This is a genomic window from Thermus sp. LT1-2-5 (assembly GCF_040363165.1).
Classification (GTDB): Bacteria; Deinococcota; Deinococci; order Deinococcales; family Thermaceae; genus Thermus.
Genome location: NZ_BSRG01000016.1, coordinates 23,064 through 40,963, shown reverse-complemented (window position 1 = coordinate 40,963; position 17,900 = coordinate 23,064). Strand labels below are relative to the sequence as shown.

The following is a 17,900-nucleotide window of genomic DNA, read 5'->3' as shown; positions in this document are numbered from 1 at the left end:
CCACGCGTTACTCACCCGTCCGCCGCTGACCACGAAGTAAACCCCGTGGCCCGCCCGACTTGCATGTCTTAGGCACGCCGCCAGCGTTCACCCTGAGCCAGGATCAAACTCTCCACAAAAAAAACGCCACTAGGGCGTTGGGTGCGTATTTGCTTTGGCCTCTGTTCTCCCCTTTTCAAGATCCCCCTGCTTGGGCTTCCGCCCGCGCAGCAACAGTTATCCTATCAACCCCCTTTTGACTTTGTCAAGTACCCCTGGGACCGACTTCACAGGGCAAAGGGCGAAGAAGGGCGTTAAGCCCTTGTACAAGGTGCTTTGGAAAGGTCTGTATGGCATCGACTTGGGGCGCAAACTCCCTGTCCCTACAGGGCATACGCCAAGCCTTCCTAGTGAGGGGTTCTATCGCACTTAGGTGAGAGGGAAGGTTGCTGGGATCAAAAGGTGGGGTTACCCGCTTCAGGGGTCAGAAAATACCATAATAGACCTGGTGCGTAAGGAACGTTTGGAAGCTTATCTTCTCGCCTGGCTCCAGGAGCCCCGTTCCTTGGATGAGTTATACGTTGCTTTGAAGGCGGTTTACCCGAGTTTGCGCAAGGCCACCCTTTTTGGCTTCTTGGTCCGGCTTAAGCGAGAGGGGCGGGTGGTCTATCGGTATGGCCGCTTTCTGGCAAGCAAGAATTAGAGCAAAGATTCCTGAAACACGGCGAGACAGGGGATAAGGGGGTGCTATCCTGGTCCTTAATGCGGCCTGGGCTTTCCGCAAAGAGGCTGGTGGTGAAGGTGGGGAGCGCGGTCCTGGCTGGGCCTGAGGGGTTGGACCCGGGCACCATGGCCGAGATCGCCCGCCAGGTCCTAGCCCTGAGGGCGGCGGGGCGGGAGGTGGTCTTGGTTTCCTCCGGGGCGGTGGCGGCGGGCATGGCGGCCACAGGGCTTCCCCGCCCCCAGGACATGCCCCTGAAGCAGGCCCTCGCCGCCCTTGGCCAACCCCTCCTTATGGCTGCCTGGCGGGAGGCCTTTGGGGGGGTGCCCGTGGCCCAGGTCCTCCTCACGGCGGAAGACCTGGCCTCTCGGGAACGCTACCTGAACGCCAAGGCCACCCTCGAGGCCCTTTTGGGCTTGGGGGCCATCCCCATCATCAACGAAAACGACACCGTGGCCTTCCAAGAGATCCGCTTTGGCGACAACGACCAGCTTTCCGCCCGGGTGGCGGCCTTGGTGGGGGCGGGGCTTCTCGTCCTCCTTTCCGATGTGGATGCCCTCTACGAGGAAGACCCGAAGAAAAACCCGGGGGCCAAGCCCATCCTCGAGGTGGACGACCCCGCTTCCGTCCTGCGGCACGCCGGGGAGGGAAACCCCTTGGGAAGCGGAGGCATGCGCTCCAAGCTCCTCGCCGCCCGGCTTGCGGGGCAGGTGGGCATCCCCACCCTGCTTCTACCCGGGAAGCGGCCCGGGGTCGTGGTGGAGGCCTTGGGGGGGAAAGCGCTTGGCACCTACTTCCACGCTCGGCGGCGCTACCGGGGGCAAAGGGCCTGGCTTTATGGCCTTCTGCGCCCCAAGGGGGAGCTGGTTTTGGACCAAGGGGCGGTACGGGCCTTACGGGAACGGGGGGCGAGCCTTTTGCCGGCCGGGGTCAAGGAGGTGCGGGGGCGGTTTGGCCGGGGTGAGGCGGTGCGGCTCCTGGCCGAAGGAGGGGAAGAGGTGGGGGTGGGGCTTGCCAACTACGCCGCCGAGGAGATCGCCCGCATCAAGGGGCGAAAGAGCGCAGAGATAGAGGCCATCCTAGGCTACCGCTACACCGAGGAGGTGGTCCACCGGGACCACCTGGCCCTGAAGGAGGAGGCATGACGGCGTTGGGTTTGAGGGAGCTGGCGGAAAGGGCAAAGGCCAAGCTACCCCTCCTCGCCAAGGGGAGGCGGGACGAGGCCCTTTTGCGCATGGCGGCGCTTTTGTCCGAGCGCTGGCCGGAGGTGCTACGGGCCAACCAAATAGACCTGGAAGAGGCGGAAAGGGCTGGGCTCCCCAAGGCCAAGCTGGACCGGCTTGCCCTGAAGGAGAAGGACCTGAAGACCCTTACCGAGGGCCTGCGGCAGATCGCCGCCCTCCCTGACCCCCTGGGCCGGATCGAGGGCCTGAACAAGCGGCCCAACGGCCTTAGGGTGGGCCGGATGCGGGTACCCTTGGGCCTCATCGGCTTCATCTACGAGGCGCGCCCGGGGGCCACGGTGGAGGCGGTGGCCGTGGCGCTCAAGGCAGGAAACGCCATGCTCCTAAGGGGCGGCAAGGAGGCCTTCCGCTCCAACCAGGCCTTGGTGGGCCTTTGGCACGAGGCCCTGAAGGGGGCCGGGCTTCCCGAGGAGGCGGTTTCCCTGGTGCCCACCACGGACCGGGAAGCCATCTTGGAGATGTGCCGCCTGGAGCTTTTGGACCTCCTCATTCCCCGGGGAGGGGAAGAGCTCATCCGCCTGGTGCAGAAGGAGGCCCGGGTGCCCGTCCTAGCCCACGCCAAGGGAGTGAACCACCTCTACGTGGACCAGGGGGCGGACCTCGCTATGGCCCTCAGGCTCGCCATAAACGGCAAGACCCAGCGCCCGGCGGTGTGCAACGCCTTGGAGGCCGTTTTAGTTCACGAGGGGGTGGCGGAGGCCTTCCTACCCCGCTTGGAGGAGGCCATGCGGGAAAAGGGGGTGGAGCTTCGCGCTTGTCCCAAGGCGCTCCGCTTCCTCCAGGAGGCGGTGCCGGCGAGGGGGGAGGAGTGGGACCAGGAGTACCTGGACCTCATCCTCCGGGTCAAGGTGGTTTCCGGGCTGGAGGAAGCCCTGGACCACATCGCCCGCCACGGTTCCCGGCACACGGAGGCCATCTGCACCGAGGACCCCAAGGCCGCCTGGCGCTTTTTGGAGGAGGTGGACGCCTCCTTGGTCCTATGGAACGCCTCCACCCGCTTTAACGATGGCTTTGAGCTGGGCCTGGGAGCGGAGATCGGCATCAGCACCTCCAAGCTCCACGCCTACGGGCCCATGGGGCCCATGGAGCTCACCACCTTGAAGTGGGTGGCCCTGGGGGAGGGGCAGGAGCGGGGGTGAGGGGTTTTGCTTAAGCGCCTTCTCCGGCTTTACGGGGAGGCTCACGTTCCTTTCTTCGCCGCGAGTCTGGCCTACTATGCCCTCCTTTCCCTCACGCCCCTTCTCTTTCTCCTGGCGGGCGGCTTCGGGCTTCTCCTTTCTGGGAACGCCTCCTTGCAAGCCCGGGTTTTGGAGGCCTTAGAAGGGCTGACTTTAGCCCTCTTCCCCGCCCGGCCGGAGCTTGCCCAAGACCTTCTCCGCTTCCTCACCCGAAGCGCCTTCCCCCTCACCCTGGGAAGCGCCCTTTTGCTCCTTTGGTCGGGGAGCAACTTCTTCGCCGCCTTGAGCTACGTTTTGGGCCTCATCTTCGGGCGGCCTGCGGGGGTCCGCCACCGCCTTTTGGGTTTGGTCATGCCCTTCCTTTTGGGCCTTGCCCTTCTCCTCCTGGCCCTTTTGGGCCTGGCCTTGGGGTTTCTCCTGCGCTTTCTCCCAGAGGGCGTTCAGGCTTTCCTAGGCCCCTTGGAGGCGTTTTTGCCTTTGAGCGCCACCTTTTTGCTTTTCCTCCTCACCTACGCCTTTTTCCGCGGCGTAAGGGGGCCCAAGGACCTTCTTCCCCTTAGCGCGGGGGCCGGCGTGGCGGCTCTCCTCTTTGAGGGGGTGCGGCTTGGGCTTCCCAGGCTCCTTCCCCGCTCCCAGTACGAGCTCCTCTATGGGCCTCTAGCGGGGTTTGTCCTGGCCCTCTTTGGGCTATACCTGCTCCTCCTTTCCCTCCTCCTTGGGGCCTTGGTGGCCCGGGTCCTGGAAGACTAGCGCCTTTTCCCCAGATGGCAAAAAGGGGTAAGATAGGGGCATGCGTTGGGCCAGGCTAGCCCCCTGAGGTGGGAAGGGGCCTGGCCGTCCCTTCCCTTCCGGGGAAGGGTTTTTTTTGAGGAGGCGAACATGGAGAGGTACAACCCCCACGCCATAGAGCCCAAGTGGCAACGCTTTTGGAAAGAGAAGGGCTTCATGAAGGCCAAGGAGGTGCCGGGGAAGCGGGGCAAGCAGTACGTCCTGGTCATGTTCCCCTACCCCTCCGGGGACCTGCACATGGGCCACCTGAAGAACTACACCATGGGGGACGTTTTGGCCCGCTTCCGCAAGGTGCAGGGCTACGAGGTCCTCCACCCCATGGGCTGGGACGCCTTCGGCCTGCCGGCGGAAAACGCCGCCTTGAAGTTCGGGGTTCATCCCAAGGAGTGGACCTACCAGAACATCCGCCAGGCCAAGGAGAGCCTCGAGCTCATGGGCATCCTCTACGACTGGGACCGGGAGGTCACCACCTGCGAGCCCGACTACTACCGCTGGAACCAGTGGATCTTCATCAAGATGTGGGAGAAGGGGCTGGCCTACCGGGCCAAGGGCCTGGTGAACTGGTGCCCCAAGTGCCAGACGGTCCTCGCCAACGAGCAGGTGGTGGAAGGCCGCTGCTGGCGGCACGAGGACACCCTGGTGGAGAAGCGGGAGCTGGAGCAGTGGTACCTGCGCATCACCGCTTATGCGGACCGGCTTCTGGAGGACCTCGAGGGCCTGAACTGGCCCGAGAAGGTGAAGGCCATGCAGCGGGCCTGGATCGGCCGCTCCGAGGGGGCGGAGATCCACTTCCCCGTGGAGGGCCGCCCGGAAAGGATCACCGTCTTCACCACCCGTCCCGACACCCTCTTCGGGGCCACCTTCATGGTCCTGGCCCCCGAACACCCCTTGACCCTGGAGCTCGCCGCCCCTGAGCGCCGGGAGGAGGTCTTGGCCTACGTGGAGGCGGCCAAGCGCAAGACGGAGATCGAGCGCCAGGCGGAGGGGCGGGAGAAGACGGGGGTTTTCCTGGGGGCCTACGCCCTAAACCCCGCCACCGGGGAAAGGATCCCCATCTGGACCGCCGACTACGTGCTCTACGGCTACGGCACCGGGGCCATCATGGCCGTGCCCGCCCACGACCAACGGGACTTTGAGTTTGCCAAGAAGTACGGCCTTCCCATCAAGAAGGTGATCGAACGCCCCGGCGAGCCCCTTCCCGAGCCCTTGGAAAGGGCCTACGAGGAGCCGGGATTTATGGTGAACTCCGGCCCCTTTGACGGCACGGAGAGCGAGGAGGGCAAGCGGAAGGTCATCGCCTGGCTGGAGGAAAGGGGCCTGGGCAAGGCCCGCATCACCTACCGCCTACGGGACTGGCTCATCAGCCGCCAGCGCTACTGGGGCACCCCCATCCCCATGGTCCACTGCCCCGCCTGCGGCGTGGTGCCCGTGCCCGAGGAGGAGCTTCCCGTCCTCCTTCCCGACCTCAAGGACGTGGAGGACATCCGCCCCAAGGGGAAAAGCCCTCTGGAGGCCCACCCCGAGTTCTACGAGACCACCTGCCCCCGGTGCGGCGGCCCCGCCAAGCGGGACACCGACACCATGGACACCTTCTTTGACAGCTCCTGGTACTACCTGCGCTACACCGACCCCAAAAACGAGCGTCTTCCCTTCACCCGGGAGAAGGCGGACTTCTGGATGCCGGTGGACCAGTACATCGGCGGGGTAGAGCACGCCGTGCTGCACCTTCTCTACAGCCGCTTCTTCACCAAGTTTCTCCACGACCTTGGCATGGTGGGGGTGGAGGAGCCCTTTAAGGGCCTGTTCACCCAGGGCATGGTCATGGCCTGGACGGACTTCGGCCCGGTGGAGGTGATAGGGGATCGGGTGCGCCTCCCCGAGCCCACCCGCATCCAGCTGGAAATGGCCGAAAGCGAGCTCTCCCTGGAGGATGTGAAGAAGATGGGGGCCGAGCTGAGGCCCCACCAGGACGGCACCCTTCACCTATGGAAGCCTGCAGTGATGAGCAAGTCCAAGGGCAATGGGGTCATGGTGGGGCCTTTCGTGAGGGAGGAGGGGGCGGACATCGCCCGCATCACCATCCTCTTCGCCGCCCCGCCCGAGAACGAGATGGTCTGGACGGAGGAGGGGGTACAAGGGGCCTGGCGCTTCCTGAACCGGGTGTGGCGGCGGGTGATGGAGGACAAGGAGGCCCTTTTGGCCACCACGGGGCAGTTCCGGAAGGAGGACCTGGAGGGGGAGGACCGGGCGCTTTACGGGAAGCTCCATGAAACCCTAAAGAAGGTGACGCAGGACCTCGAGGCCCTCCGCTTCAACACCGCCATCGCCGCCCTCATGGAGCTCCTGAACGCCCTTTACGAGTACCGCCGCAAGCGGCCCGTGACCCCGGTGTACCGCACCGCCCTCCGCTACTACCTGCAGATGCTTTTCCCCTTCGCCCCCCATATCGCCGAGGAGCTTTGGCACCAGTTCTGGCCCGATAGCCTCTTCGAGGCGGGCTGGCCCGAGCTGGACGAAAGCGCCCTGGAGAAGGACGTGGTGGAGGTGGCGGTGCAGGTGAACGGCAGGGTGCGGGGTACCATCCGGATTCCCAAGGACGCGCCCTTGGAGGTGGCCTTGGCGGAGGCCAAGAAGGTGCCCAACGTCCAGGCCCACCTGGAGGGCAAGGAGGTGGTGAAGGAAATCTACGTGCCGGGGAAGATCCTCAACCTGGTAGCGCGCTAAGGGAAAGGCTTAAGCGGGTGGGCACCACCTGGGCCACCTCGCCCTGGACGGGGGTGAGGAAGAGGCCCTCGCCTTGGGCAGAGGCCAAAAGCCGCCCGTAACCCAAGAAAAAGCCCTCGGCGTCCATGAGGCCGTAAAGCTTTTCTGGCTCCGGGGGGGCGGGCAGGGACAAGACCCGGGGTTGCGCCTCGCGGAAGTGGGAAAGAAGCCGCTCCAGGCGGTTCTGCCGCCTGGCCTTCGGGCTTTTCCGGCGGGCTTCGGGCAAGGGGGGAACGAGGCGCACCTTCAGGTCCTTGCGCCAGGCGAAGGCCCGGTGGAGCGCTTCCGAACCCAGGATGAGGATCTCCGCTGGGCTCAGGGCCTCCGCCTGCAGGAGGCGGAACTCGGGGTCCAAGAGGCCGTCCGTGTCCGCCACCGCCGGGCTTCCCCGGGGGATGAGGCGGGCCAGGCGCAAGGCCCCCACCACCGCCCGGGCGGTGACCCCGGCCGGGGAGGTGGCCCCCAGGAGGTAGCGGCGCACCGGGGTGAGGGTGCCTTCCTGGTAGCGGAAGAGGGTGAAGGTGCCGGGAAGGGCCCCTTGGCCCGGGTCCAGGTCCAGGAGGTAGGCCTCTTCCAGCCTTTCCAGGAGCCTAAGGGCCAGGGTGGTCTTGCCCACGTCCGTGGGGCCAAGGAGGAGGAGCACGAGGAAAACTCTAGCACCCCTTCGTGGCCTGACGTCTTTTTGCGAACCGGTAAGAAAGTGATATACTTGGCCCACCATGGAGCTTTGGTTTGAGGAGACGAAGGAGGAGCGGCAGGTCCTGGGGCCGTTCCGGGAGTTCTTGAAGGCGGAGGTGGCCCCGGGAGCAGCGGAAAGGGACCGCACCGGGGCCTTCCCCTGGGACCTGGTGCGCCAGCTGGCGGCCTTTGGCGTCTTTGGGGCGGTGGTGCCCGAGGCCTATGGGGGGGCGGGGCTTTCCACCCGGCTTTTCGCCCGCATGGTGGAGGAGATCGCCTACTACGATGGCTCCTTGGCCCTCACCGTGGCGAGCCACAACTCCTTGGCCACGGGGCACATCCTCCTGGCGGGAAACGAGGTGCAAAAAGCCACCTTCCTGCCCAAGCTGGCCTCGGGGGAACTCCTGGGGGCCTGGGGGCTCACCGAGCCCGGCTCGGGCTCGGATGCGGCGGCGCTCAAGACGCGGGCGGAGAAGGTGGAGGGGGGCTTTGTCCTAAACGGCACCAAGCAGTTCATCACCCAGGGGAGCGTGGCCGGGGTCTACGTGGTCATGGCCCGCACCGACCCTGCCCCAAGTCCAGAGAAGAAGCACCTGGGCATCTCCGCCTTCGCCTTTTTCCGCCCGGAGAAGGGCCTAAAGGTGGGGCGCAAGGAGGAGAAGCTGGGCCTAAACGCCTCGGACACGGCGCAACTCCTTTTGGAGGACCTTTTCGTGCCCGAGGAGGGGCTTTTGGGAGAGCGGGGTAAGGGCTTTTACCACGTGCTCCAGGTGTTGGACGGGGGGCGGATCGGCATCGCCGCCATGGCGGTGGGCCTGGGGCGGGCGGCCTTGGACTACGCCCTGCGCTACGCCAAGGAGCGGGAAGCCTTTGGCCGGCCCATCGCCGAGTACCAGGGGGTTTCCTTTAAGCTGGCGGAGGCGGCCACGGAGCTAGAGGCGGCAAGGCTTCTTTACCTGAAGGCGGCGGCCCTAAAGGACGCCGGGCGGCCTTTTACCCTCGAGGCCGCCCAGGCCAAGCTCTTCGCCAGCGAGGTGGCGGTGAGGGCCTGCGACGAGGCCATCCAGGTCCTGGGGGGGTACGGCTACATCAAGGACTACCCCGTGGAGCGCTACTGGCGGGACGCCCGCCTCACCCGCATCGGCGAGGGGACCAGCGAGATCCTCAAGCTGGTCATCGCCCGGCGTCTTCTAGAAGGGGTGTGAAGGAGAGGGCCTGGGGGGCCTTGAGGGCCAGCTGCCCGCAGGCCGCTCCCACGTCCTGCCCCCGGCTAAAGCGGATGGAGGTGGGCACCCCAAGCCGCTTCAGCTCCTCGGCGAAGGCCAAGATCCCCCCCTTGGGCGTTCCCTCCACCGGGGACCCTTCCCAGGGGTTGAAGGGGATGAGGTTCACGTGGGCGCTGATCCCTTTCAGGAGCTTGGCGAGGAGCCTGGCCTGCCAGGGGTGGTCGTTGATGCCCTTCAGGAGGGTGTACTCAAAGGTCACCCGGCGCTTGGTCTGGGCGTAGTAGTGGCGCACCGCCTCGAGGATCTCGGCCATGGGGTAACGGTGGGCCGTGGGGATGATCTTTTTCCGGGTTTCGTCGTCGGGGGCGTGGAGGGAGAGGGCGAGCCGCACCCCCAAATCCTCCTCCGCCAGGCGGTAAATCCCCTTGGGGATGCCCACGGTGGAGAGGGTGATGCGCCTTGGGCTCATGGCCAGGCCCTTGGGGTGGAGCATGACCCGTACCGCCTTGAGGACATTGCTGAGGTTCAGAAGGGGTTCCCCCATGCCCATGAGGACCACGTTGCGGATCTCCCGGGGAGAGATGCCCTGGTGGTGGGCGATGGCCAGGAGCTGGTCCAGGATCTCCGCTGCGGTGAGGTTGCGGCCGAAGCCCAAGGCCCCGGTGGCGCAGAAGGTGCACCCGGCGGGGCAGCCCACCATGCTGGAGAGGCAGACGGTCTTGCGGTTTGGGTAGGGCATGTAGACCGCTTCGGTCTTCTTTCCGTCCAGGAGCGTGAAGAGGTACTTCACGCTTCCGTCGCGGCTCGGGTAGGCCTCCACCAGGGCGAACTCCGCAATGCGCCACTCCCTGGCCAGGGCTTCCCGCAGGGCCTTGGGCAGGTCCGTCATCTCGGCGAAGTCCCGCACGCCCCGGGCGTAGAGCCAGTGGGCGATTTGAGCCTTTCGGTAGCCCTCGCCGGGAAGTTCCTCTGGGGGTAGCTCCAGGATGGGCTTCATGAAAGTCCCTCGTAGATGGCGGCGAGCTCTAGGGTCCCCTCGAGGCAAGGGAGCGCCAGGACCTCTCCCAGGGCCTCTTCCCGGAAACCTTCCGGGGTCCTCCGGTAGAGGAGGCCTCCTTGCCCTTCGCTTTCCAGGATCAGGTAGCCCTGGAGGCTTGGCAGGCTAAGGTAGCGGGAGCGCTTTTCCCTTTTATCTTGCGCTTCTGTGCCCCGGGAGAGCACCTCCACCACCAGGCAGGGGGCGGTTTCGTAGAGGGGATGGGCTTTGGGACCGCACACCACCATGATGTCCGGGTAGTAGAAGGTGTCTTCGGAGAGCTTGAGCCTGGCGGTTTCGCTATAAACCCTGCAGCCCTTAGCCCGGGCCAGGGGCTTCAGAAGGGCTACCAGGTTGGTGACGATGAGGTTGTGATCCAAGCTGGCCCCGGCCATGGCGTAAGGGTAGCCACCCAGGAGTTCATGCCGGACGGGGCTTTCCTCCTCCAGGGCCAGGTACTCTTCCTCGGTGAGGGGGCGCAAGGCCCGCTCGGTCATCCCCCCATTATAGCTAGCGGAGGCGGCCATAGCCGAGCAAAAGCCCTACAAGGAGAAGAAGAAGCCCCAAAGGCCTGGGCCTGGCCAGAAGGCCCACAAAACCCCCAAAGAGGAGAAGCCCCAAAGCCACCCGGCCCCTTCCTTCCCGGAAGGCCCTTCCCGCCGAAAAGCCCAAGAGGAGGGGAAGGGCGAAAAGGACCAGGAGGAGGAAGCCCGCCAGGAGGGTGAAGGAGGTCAAAGGCGGTGCTCCTCTGGGGCGAAGCCCTCCACCCAGAAGCTCCCGTCCTTGCGGTACTCCTTTTTCCAGACGGGGAGGATTTCCTTCACCCGGTCGATGGCGTACTGGCAGGCGGCGAAGGCCTCCTTGCGGTGCCGGGCCGAAACCACGATGGCGATGGAGGCTTCCCCGGGGTCCACCCGGCCCAGGCGGTGCCAGAGGGCCACCCGGCCTAGGGGCCAGCGTTCCCGCATCTCGGCGATCACCTGGGCCATGACCTTTTCCGCCATTCCCGGGTAGGCCTCGTACTCCAGGTAGGCCACCTCCTCCCCGCGGTTGGGGCTCCGGGTGGTGCCCAGAAAGCTCACCACCGCCCCGTACTCGGGGGCCTTGGCCCAGTCCACCAGAGCCTTTAGGTCCAAGGGGTCCTGGGTGAGGCCGAAGGAGTCCTGGCCCCCGGACACGGGGGGCAAAAAGGCCACCTCGTCCCCTTCCTGCAAGGGGGTTTCCGCCCCCGCCAGCGCCTGGTTCACCGCCGCCATGCCCCCGGAGAGGGAAAGACCTGGGAAAAGCCTTTCTACGGCCTCCTTCGCCTCCCGGACCCGGGCCCCCTCCGGCAGGTCCAAGGGAAGGCGGTCCGTTCCCGCCCGTTCCCGGTACAGGGCGAAGAGCCTCACCTCAACCCGCATGGCCCCCAGTATAGACCTGGGAGAGGCCCGAGGCCACGGAGAGGGCCTCGGGGTAGCGCATGCGCATGGGGCCGATGAGGGTGAGCTCCCCCAGCCACTCCCCCTTTTGGAAGCCTGCCTGCACCTGGGCCAGCCCCTCCACCTCCCCCACCCGCACGTCCACCCGGCCCGGGGGGGTGAGGACCTCCTCGCTTCCCGCCTCGTAAAGCTTCACCAGGCGCTCCAAAAAGCCTGGGTCCTTGGCCTCGGGCTCTTTGAGGGCCTCGGCGAGCCCTTCCCGGTAGGAGAGGGAAAGCCCGGCGGAAAGGGCCCGGGTCAGGTGGGAGAAGAGGTCCTCCAAGCCTCGAGGCGGCGGGGGGAGCTCGGAAAGGGGCCCCGCCAAGACCGCCTCCGCCTGCCGAAGCCGCTCGGGAGGAAGGGCCAAGGGAAGCCGCGCCTCCTTCACCCGCCCCCCTTCCAGGACGAAGACGGCCAAGGTGCCCTCGGCCAAGGAGGAGAGGTGGACCTGGAGCACCTTGGGGGTCTTGCGGGGCCTTAGGCGGAGGAGGGCGGGGTAGCCGGAAAGCCCCACCGCCACCTTCACCAAGAAGGCCTCAGGTTCCTTGGCCCCGGAAAGGGCCCGCTCCAGGCGCTCCCGGACGCTTTCGGGCAGGGGTTTTGGGGGGAGGAGGGAGAGGGAGTACTGGCGGAAGCCTTGCCGGGTGGGCACGCGGCCGGCGGAGGCGTGGGGCTTGGTGAGGTAGCCCATCTCCTCGAGGGCGATGAGCTCGTAGCGGGCCAGGGCGGGGGAAAGCCCCAGCCCCTCAGCCAGCCTGGCCGAGGGCACCGGGGTTTGGGTCTTGATGTATTCCTCCACCAAGAGGTGAAGGATGGCCCGCTGCCGCGCCGTCACACCCTCATTGTACCGGGGTGACCGCCGCCTCGTCCTCTTCCCCGGTGCGGATGCGGTAGACCTTCTCCACGGGGATCACGAAGACCTTGCCGTCCCCCACCTCCCCGGTGCGGGCGGCCTTGAGGATGGCCTCCACCGTGGGCTTGACGAAGGGTTCCGAAACCCCGATCTCCAGGCGCACCTTCTCGTGGAGCTCCATCTTCACCGTGGTGCCCCGGTAGGTTTCCACCTTTTCCGTTTCCCCGCCGTGGCCCTGGACCCGGCTTAGGGAAAGCCCCCGCACCTCGGCCCGGAAGAGGGCTTCTAAAACCTCTCCCAGCTTCTCCGGGCGGATGATGGCCACGATGAGCTTCATGCCTTACCTCCCAGGGGTTTGAGGGCGGGCGGGGAGGCCTCGGAGAGGACCAAAATGGCCCCTTCCCCGCTGGCGTAGGCCTCTTCCCCGTGCTGGGTCACGTCCAGACCCAGGCCCTCCTCCTTGGGGCTTGCCCGCAAGGGGGTGAGGAAGGCCACAAGCTTGAGGAGGACGAAGGTGCCCAAGGCGGAGTAGCCCACCGCGGCCAGGACCGCCAGGGCCTGGACGCCGAGCTGGGCCGGGTTGCCGAAGAGGAGGCCGTCCGCCACCCCGTTCCAGGCTTTTTCCGCCAGAACCCCCGTGAGGAGGGCCCCGGTGACGCCCGCCAGGCCGTGGGCCCCAAAGACGTCCAGGGAGTCGTCCAGGCGGGTTCTGGGCCGGTAGAGGAGAAAGAAGTAGCTGGGCAGGGCGGAAACCGCCCCCAGGGCCAGGGCGGAAAGGGGCGAAACGAAACCCGCCGCCGGGGTGATGGCCACCAGCCCCACCACGATGGCCGTGGCCAGGCCCACCGCCGTGGCCTTGCCCGTGCGCAGGAGGTCAAGAAGGATCCAGACGGCCAAGGTAGCCGCGGGGGCCAAGAGGGTGTTGACAAAGGCCAAGGCCGCCACCTCCCCCGAGGCCAGGGCGCTGCCCCCGTTGAAGCCGAACCAGCCAAACCAAAGGAGCGCCGCCCCCAAGAGGACAAAGGGCACGTTGTGGGGCAGGATGGCCTGCCGCCCGTAGTCCTTGCGGGACCCCAGGACCAAGGCCCCCACCAAGGCGGCGATCCCGGCGTTGATGTGGACCACGGTGCCCCCGGCAAAGTCCAGGGCCCCTAAGGCCCCCAAAAACCCCCCGCCCCAGACCCAGTGGGCCAAGGGGGCGTAAACGAGAAGCCCCCAGAGGGTGAGGAAGAGGAGGAGGGCGGGAAAGCGCATCCTCTCCACCAAGCCCCCCGTTAGAAGGGCGGCGGTGATGATGGCGAAGGTGCCCTGGAAGGCCATGAAGAGGAGGTGGGGGATCTCCCCCTTGGCCGCCAGGTCCACGCCCCGCAGCAGGGCGTGGCCCAAGCCCCCAAGCCATGGGCTTCCCTCGGCGAAGGCCAGGCTGTAGCCCAAAAGGGCCCAGCCCACCCCCACGAAGCCCAAGGCGGCGAAGCTCATCATCATGGTGTTCAAGGCGTTCTTGGAGCGCACCAGCCCCCCGTAGAAGAAGGCCAAAGCTGGGGTCATGAGGAGGACCAGGGCCGTGGACACCAGCACCCACGCTGTGGCCGCTCCGTCTACGCCTTCCGCCCAAGCCAAACCTGAAAGCCCGATCACCGCCAATCCCCAAAAGCTGCTGTGCTTTTGCATGGCCACCCCCTCGAGGGCAAGCCTAGCACCCAGAATGCATATTGTCAAGCTAAAGTTGTACGATAAGCCAATACTTTTAGTACAAGAAACGATAAAAAGGGAAAAGATGTGCATAATGTCAAGTAAAAAGCGCGCAGTTGCCAATAACAAATGTTGCGCCATGTAGCTCTGTGTGTCTGCGCCCGGTTCCCCTCCCGCTAAACTGGGCCCGTGAGTTGGGAAGAGCTGCTCGAGCGTCTAGCCCAGGGGCAGGACGAGCGCACGGTGTTCTTGCCCCCAGACCTGTCCCCGGAGGAGCTCGCCCGCTACGCCGCGGGCCTGGCCAACCACAAGGGCGGCACCCTCTTCCTGGGGGTAACCCGGGATGGGAGCGTCTTGGGAGCCTCGGACATCCATCCTCTTCAGGTCACCCACGCCCTCTTTGAGCTCACCCAGGGCCTTCTTTTGCCTTACGTGGAGGCGGTGGAGGGGCCTTTGGGAAGGGTTTTGGCCCTGCACGTGCCGCAAAGCCCGGCGGCCATTGCCGTGGGGGCGGGGCGGGTGCCCTTTTGGAACGGGCAGCGCCTCACCGAGCTCCGCAGGGGCCAGGCCCTGCCCGAGCCCGACTTCACCGCCCAGGTCCTGCCTGCGGCCAGCCTTTCCGATCTGGACCCGGTAGAGGTCTTGCGCCTACGGCGCATCCTGGAGGAACGGGGAAGCGCCTTGGCCGCCTTGCCGGATCTGGAACTCCTGTTCGCCCTGGGGCTTCTGGAGCGGGTGGATGGGGAGCCTAAGCCCACGGTGGCGGGGCTTCTCTTGGCGGGCACGGGCCTTGCCCTAAGGCGCTTTTTGCCCCAGGCGGAGGTGAGCTACTATTTCCACGAGGAGGAGGAGGGGTATAGCTTCCGGGAAGACCTCCTCAGGCCCATCCCCGCCCTTTTGGAGCGCCTAAGGGACCTGATCCAGGCCCGGAACCGGGTGCGCTACCTCACCGTGGGCCTATTCCGCATAGAGGTCTGGGACTTCGACCAGGAGGTCTACCGGGAAGCCCTTCTAAACGCCCTGGTCCACCGGGATTGGCAGAGCAAGGACGCCATTCAGGTCCACCACCACCCCGACCGCTTGGAGGTTTCCAACCCTGGGGGCTTCCCCCCCGGCATCACCCCGGAAAACGTCCTGCGCCACCCCCCCAAGCGGCGCAACCCCCGCCTGGCTGAGGCCCTCTACCGCCTGGGGTACGTGGAGCGGGCGGGCAGCGGGGTGGACAAGATGTACCGCCTCCTCCTCAAGCACGGCAAGGAGCCCCCGGAGTACCGGCTTTACCCGGAGGCCCTGATCCTCATCCTCTATAACCCCGAGCTGGACGAAGCCTTCGTGCGGGAGCTGGCCGAGGCCCAGGAGCGCTTTGGTGCCTTCAGCCTGGACCACCTCATCGCCGTGGGCCACCTGAGGCGGGTGGGGGAGGCCACCTTAGGGGAGCTTGCCCGGGCCCTGCAGCTTTCCGAGGAGGCGAGCAAGAAGGTGCTTGCCCGCATGGAGCGCATGGGCCTTTTGCGCAGGGAAGGGGGGCGGTACCACCTGGCCCGGCGGGACCCCTTGGCGGAGCGGGCCCTGGCGCTTTTGGAAACCCCTCGGTCAAGGCGGGAGGTGGAGGCCTACCTGGGCCTGCGCCCTAAGGCCGCCTTGGCCTTATTGAACCGGCTTCTCCGCGAGGGGCGGGCGGAGCGGTTAGGCCGGGGTGCGGCCACCCGGTACCGGAGGCGGTGATGGTCCACCTGGTCCTTTACCAGCCAGAAATCCCCCAAAACGTGGGGAACGTTGCCCGCACCGCCGCTGCCTTGGGGTGGCCCTTACACCTCATCCGCCCTTTCGGCTTTCTCCTTTCCAGCCCCAAGCTCAGGCGGGCGGGGCTGGACTACTGGCCCCACGTGGACCTCCGGGTCCATGGCGATTGGGAGGCCTTCCTCGCCACCCTCCCCCCCTCGGCCCGGGTGTGGGCCTTTAGCGCCCGGGGGCAGGAAAGCTTCTACCAGGCCCGCTTCCAGGAAGGGGACTACCTTCTTTTCGGCCCGGAAACCCGGGGGCTACCCGAGGGGGTGCTGGCCCGCTTTCCCTCCCTGAACATCCCCATGCCGGGGCCGGTGCGTTCCCTCAACCTGGCGGTGGCCGTGGGGGTGGCGGCCTACGAGGCCTACCGCCAGCTCCGGGGCCTTTAGGGGAGGAGGCGGCCCTGCAAAAAGGCCTGGGTCCTAGGGTCCTTAGGGCTTTGGAAGAAGGCGCTGGCCTCCCCTTCCTCCACCACCTGGCCCAGGTAGAGGAAGACCACCCGTTTCGCCAGCCGCTTGGCCTGGAAGAGGTCATGGGTGGCGAGGATCACCCCTCGCCCCTCCGCTGCCTCCAGGAGGAGGGCTTCCACTTGGGCGGCGTTGGCGGGGTCCAGGCTGGCGGTGGGTTCGTCCAGGAGCAGGACCTCGGGCTCCACCACAAGGGTGCGGGCCAGGGCTAGGCGCACCGCTTCCCCACCCGAGAGGAGGTGGGCGGGCTGATGCGCCTTTTCCGCCAAGCCCACCCGCGCCAGAAGCGCTCGTGCCCGCTCTCGAGCCTCCCGCTTGGCCACGCCCCGGAGACGGAGACCAAAGGCGGCGTTTTCCAGGACGCTCCGCCGCAGTAGGGGTGGGGTCTGGGGCAAGTAGGCGGAACGCCCCCCTTCCACCCGCCCGCGCTCGGGCCGAAGGAGGCCCGAAAGAAGGCGGAGCAGGGTGGTCTTGCCGCTACCCGAAGGCCCCAAGACCGCCAGGATCTCCCCGGGGTGGACCTGGAGGCGCTCCACCTCGAGGCAAAACGCCCCCTGGCGGTGGACAAGCCCTTCGGCCCATAGCACCGGCCTCATTCCCGCTCCAGGATAACGAGAAGCCCGGTGACCACAAGGGCGATGCCCAAAAGGACCATTCCCAAGGCCAAGGCCGCCTCCAGCTCCCCCTTGCGGGTTTCCACCACGATGGCCGTGGTGAGGACCCGCGTATGGTGGCGGATGTCCCCGCCCACCAGGGTGGCGGCCCCCACCTCGCTGATGGCCCCGCCAAAGCCTGCGGCCAAGGCGGCGGCCAGGGTGCGGCGGCTTTCCCAAAAGAGGGTAGGGAGGACCTGGGCTTCCTTACCGCCCAGGCTCCGCACCAATAGGCGCACCTCCTCCACCCGTGCCCGGGTCCCGGAAAGGACGAAGGCGGCGATGAGGGGAAAGGCCAGAATGGCCTCTGCCAGAACCATGGCCAAGGGGGTATAGAGGAGCCCGAGGAAGCCCAAAGGCCCTGAGCGGGAAAGGAGGAGGTAAAGGAAAAGCCCCACCACCACGGAAGGGAGGGCCATGCCCGCATAGAGGAGCATCCTGCCCCAGGCTCCACCCCCACCCCGGAGGGCGAGCCAAAGCCCCAAGGGTACGGCGGGAAGAGCGGCCAAGAGGGTGGCCGCCCCCGCCACCAGCAGGCTTCTTAGCGCAATCTCCCTGAGCTCAGCGGCTTCCACCCACAGGGAGGATACACCGACCCCTCAGGGGTTGGAAGAGGCTTTGCCCCTCCACCTTCAGCCCCGCCACGATTTGGGTGGCCCCGGGGGAAGCAAGGAAGGCCCTAAGCCTTCTTGCCTCCCCCAGCCGGGGGGATTTGGGGGCCACGTAGTAGCTGTACTGGTTGAGGACCAAGGGGTCGTCCCGGTCGTAGAGGGGGACAAGCCCCCGTTTCTTCCCCACGGTGAGGTAGGTGGCGAGGTCGGAAAGGGTGTAGGCCCCTTTTTCCGCCGCCAGGACCAGGGTCTGGCCCATGCCTGCCCCCGACTCCAGGTACCAAGGCGGGGCCGGGGTGACGCCCGCTTCCTTCCAGAGGGCGAGTTCCTTAAGGTGGGTGCCCGAGCGGTCCCCCCGGGAAACGAAGGGGGCTTGGGTCTTGGCGATCCGCCGCAGGGCCTCCAGGAGGGTTGGGGTTTCCCGCACCCGGGCGGGGTCTTTTGGGGGCCCCACCAGGAGGTAGCGGTTTTGCGCCAGGCAGAACCCTTCGGCCAGATGGCCTTGCCGCACGGCTTCGGCCTCGAGGTCCGGGGCGTGGACCAAGACGGCGTCCACATCCCCGCGGGCCGCCAAGGTTAGGGCCTGGCCCGTGCCCACCGCCAAGACCTCCCCTCGTATCCCCGTGGCCTTCTGAAAGGGGGGGAGAAGCTGGTCTAAAAGCCCGGAATCGTAGACGCTGGTGGTGGTGGCCAGGCGCAGGGCCTCCGCCAGGAGGAAGAAAGGGAGGAGAAAGGCTCCCAAGCGCATGAGCCCATCTTAGGCTT

General features: G+C 66.5%; 19 protein-coding genes and 1 rRNA gene. 8 read left to right on the top strand and 12 right to left on the bottom strand.

The annotated features are described in order from the left end of the window. Positions 1-119: ribosomal RNA gene (locus ABXG85_RS11230) — 16S ribosomal RNA — on the bottom strand; the annotation flags it as partial. A 368-nt stretch (positions 120-487) separates the two neighbouring features. Between ABXG85_RS11230 and ABXG85_RS11225 the strand changes: the two genes are divergently transcribed. From ABXG85_RS11225 to leuS, 5 genes are all read left to right on the top strand, one after another. Further along, the gene (locus ABXG85_RS11225) at positions 488-682 is read left to right on the top strand and encodes a hypothetical protein (protein ID WP_353513722.1); all 195 of its coding nucleotides are present in this window, start codon (positions 488-490) and stop codon (positions 680-682) included. A 59-nt stretch (positions 683-741) separates the two neighbouring features. Beyond that, positions 742-1,845 (top strand): glutamate 5-kinase, encoded by a 1,104-nt coding sequence (gene proB / locus ABXG85_RS11220; protein ID WP_353513721.1) that lies wholly within the window; start codon positions 742-744, stop codon positions 1,843-1,845. Continuing rightward, the gene (locus ABXG85_RS11215) at positions 1,842-3,083 is read left to right on the top strand and encodes a glutamate-5-semialdehyde dehydrogenase (RefSeq protein ID WP_353513720.1); all 1,242 of its coding nucleotides are present in this window, start codon (positions 1,842-1,844) and stop codon (positions 3,081-3,083) included. Before proB ends, ABXG85_RS11215 begins: the two co-directional genes overlap by 4 nt. A gap of 6 nt (positions 3,084-3,089) precedes the next feature. After that, on the top strand, positions 3,090-3,872 hold the full coding sequence (locus ABXG85_RS11210; RefSeq protein ID WP_353513719.1) for a YhjD/YihY/BrkB family envelope integrity protein: 783 nt from the start codon (positions 3,090-3,092) through the stop codon (positions 3,870-3,872). A 129-nt stretch (positions 3,873-4,001) separates the two neighbouring features. Beyond that, positions 4,002-6,635 (top strand): leucine--tRNA ligase, encoded by a 2,634-nt coding sequence (gene leuS / locus ABXG85_RS11205; RefSeq protein WP_353513718.1) that lies wholly within the window; start codon positions 4,002-4,004, stop codon positions 6,633-6,635. Here leuS and ABXG85_RS11200 read toward each other — a convergent pair. Further along, entirely contained in the window at positions 6,616-7,317 is a 702-nt protein-coding gene (locus ABXG85_RS11200) for a Clp1/GlmU family protein (RefSeq protein ID WP_353513717.1), read from the bottom strand. The genes leuS and ABXG85_RS11200 overlap by 20 nt on opposite strands. 76 nt (positions 7,318-7,393) lie before the next feature. On the opposite strand from ABXG85_RS11200, the gene ABXG85_RS11195 reads away from it, so the two are divergent. Further along, on the top strand, positions 7,394-8,557 hold the full coding sequence (locus ABXG85_RS11195; RefSeq protein ID WP_353513716.1) for an acyl-CoA dehydrogenase family protein: 1,164 nt from the start codon (positions 7,394-7,396) through the stop codon (positions 8,555-8,557). Here ABXG85_RS11195 and rlmN read toward each other — a convergent pair. The 7 genes from rlmN to ABXG85_RS11160 are packed head-to-tail and all read right to left on the bottom strand — an operon-like array spanning position 8,526 to position 13,598. Continuing rightward, entirely contained in the window at positions 8,526-9,575 is a 1,050-nt protein-coding gene (rlmN, locus tag ABXG85_RS11190) for a dual-specificity RNA methyltransferase RlmN (protein ID WP_353513715.1), read from the bottom strand. The two genes, ABXG85_RS11195 and rlmN, sit on opposite strands and share 32 nt — an antisense overlap. Next, positions 9,572-10,111, bottom strand: coding sequence for a Uma2 family endonuclease (locus tag ABXG85_RS11185; RefSeq protein WP_353513714.1), 540 nt, complete (start codon positions 10,109-10,111; stop codon positions 9,572-9,574). The genes rlmN and ABXG85_RS11185 overlap by 4 nt, the downstream gene beginning before the upstream one ends. Before the next feature lie 13 nt (positions 10,112-10,124). Then, on the bottom strand, positions 10,125-10,349 hold the full coding sequence (locus ABXG85_RS11180) for a hypothetical protein (protein ID WP_353513713.1): 225 nt from the start codon (positions 10,347-10,349) through the stop codon (positions 10,125-10,127). Beyond that, positions 10,346-11,017 carry a molybdenum cofactor biosynthesis protein gene (locus tag ABXG85_RS11175; protein ID WP_353513712.1) on the bottom strand — a complete coding sequence of 224 codons (672 nt, stop codon included), beginning with the start codon at positions 11,015-11,017 and terminating at the stop codon, positions 10,346-10,348. Before ABXG85_RS11175 ends, ABXG85_RS11180 begins: the two co-directional genes overlap by 4 nt. After that, positions 11,007-11,909, bottom strand: coding sequence for an HrcA family transcriptional regulator (locus ABXG85_RS11170; RefSeq protein WP_353513711.1), 903 nt, complete (start codon positions 11,907-11,909; stop codon positions 11,007-11,009). Before ABXG85_RS11170 ends, ABXG85_RS11175 begins: the two co-directional genes overlap by 11 nt. 4 nt (positions 11,910-11,913) lie before the next feature. Next, positions 11,914-12,264, bottom strand: coding sequence for a P-II family nitrogen regulator (locus tag ABXG85_RS11165; RefSeq protein WP_353513710.1), 351 nt, complete (start codon positions 12,262-12,264; stop codon positions 11,914-11,916). Further along, a complete protein-coding gene (locus tag ABXG85_RS11160; protein WP_353513709.1) occupies positions 12,261-13,598 on the bottom strand; it encodes an ammonium transporter in 1,338 nt (445 codons plus the stop codon). Before ABXG85_RS11160 ends, ABXG85_RS11165 begins: the two co-directional genes overlap by 4 nt. Positions 13,599-13,808: 210 nt before the next feature. Here ABXG85_RS11160 and ABXG85_RS11155 point away from each other — a divergent pair, with 210 nt between their 5' ends. Both ABXG85_RS11155 and ABXG85_RS11150 read left to right on the top strand, forming a co-directional pair. Further along, positions 13,809-15,344, top strand: a complete 1,536-nt coding sequence (locus ABXG85_RS11155) for an ATP-binding protein (protein WP_353513708.1) — start codon at positions 13,809-13,811, stop codon at positions 15,342-15,344. Then, a complete protein-coding gene (locus tag ABXG85_RS11150) occupies positions 15,344-15,793 on the top strand; it encodes a tRNA (cytidine(34)-2'-O)-methyltransferase (RefSeq protein WP_353513707.1) in 450 nt (149 codons plus the stop codon). The genes ABXG85_RS11155 and ABXG85_RS11150 overlap by 1 nt, the downstream gene beginning before the upstream one ends. On the opposite strand, the gene ABXG85_RS11145 is transcribed toward ABXG85_RS11150, so the two are convergent. Genes ABXG85_RS11145 through ABXG85_RS11135 form a run of 3 tightly spaced genes read right to left on the bottom strand, consistent with a single transcriptional unit; the run spans position 15,790 to position 17,883 of the window. Continuing rightward, positions 15,790-16,467, bottom strand: a complete 678-nt coding sequence (locus ABXG85_RS11145) for an ATP-binding cassette domain-containing protein (protein ID WP_353513706.1) — start codon at positions 16,465-16,467, stop codon at positions 15,790-15,792. The two genes, ABXG85_RS11150 and ABXG85_RS11145, sit on opposite strands and share 4 nt — an antisense overlap. Continuing rightward, positions 16,464-17,099 (bottom strand): ABC transporter permease, encoded by a 636-nt coding sequence (locus ABXG85_RS11140; protein ID WP_353513705.1) that lies wholly within the window; start codon positions 17,097-17,099, stop codon positions 16,464-16,466. Before ABXG85_RS11140 ends, ABXG85_RS11145 begins: the two co-directional genes overlap by 4 nt. Beyond that, complete coding sequence (locus ABXG85_RS11135) at positions 17,086-17,883, bottom strand: ABC transporter substrate-binding protein (RefSeq protein WP_353513704.1); 798 nt, start codon at positions 17,881-17,883, stop codon at positions 17,086-17,088. The genes ABXG85_RS11140 and ABXG85_RS11135 overlap by 14 nt, the downstream gene beginning before the upstream one ends. Positions 17,884-17,900 lie beyond the last annotated feature (17 nt).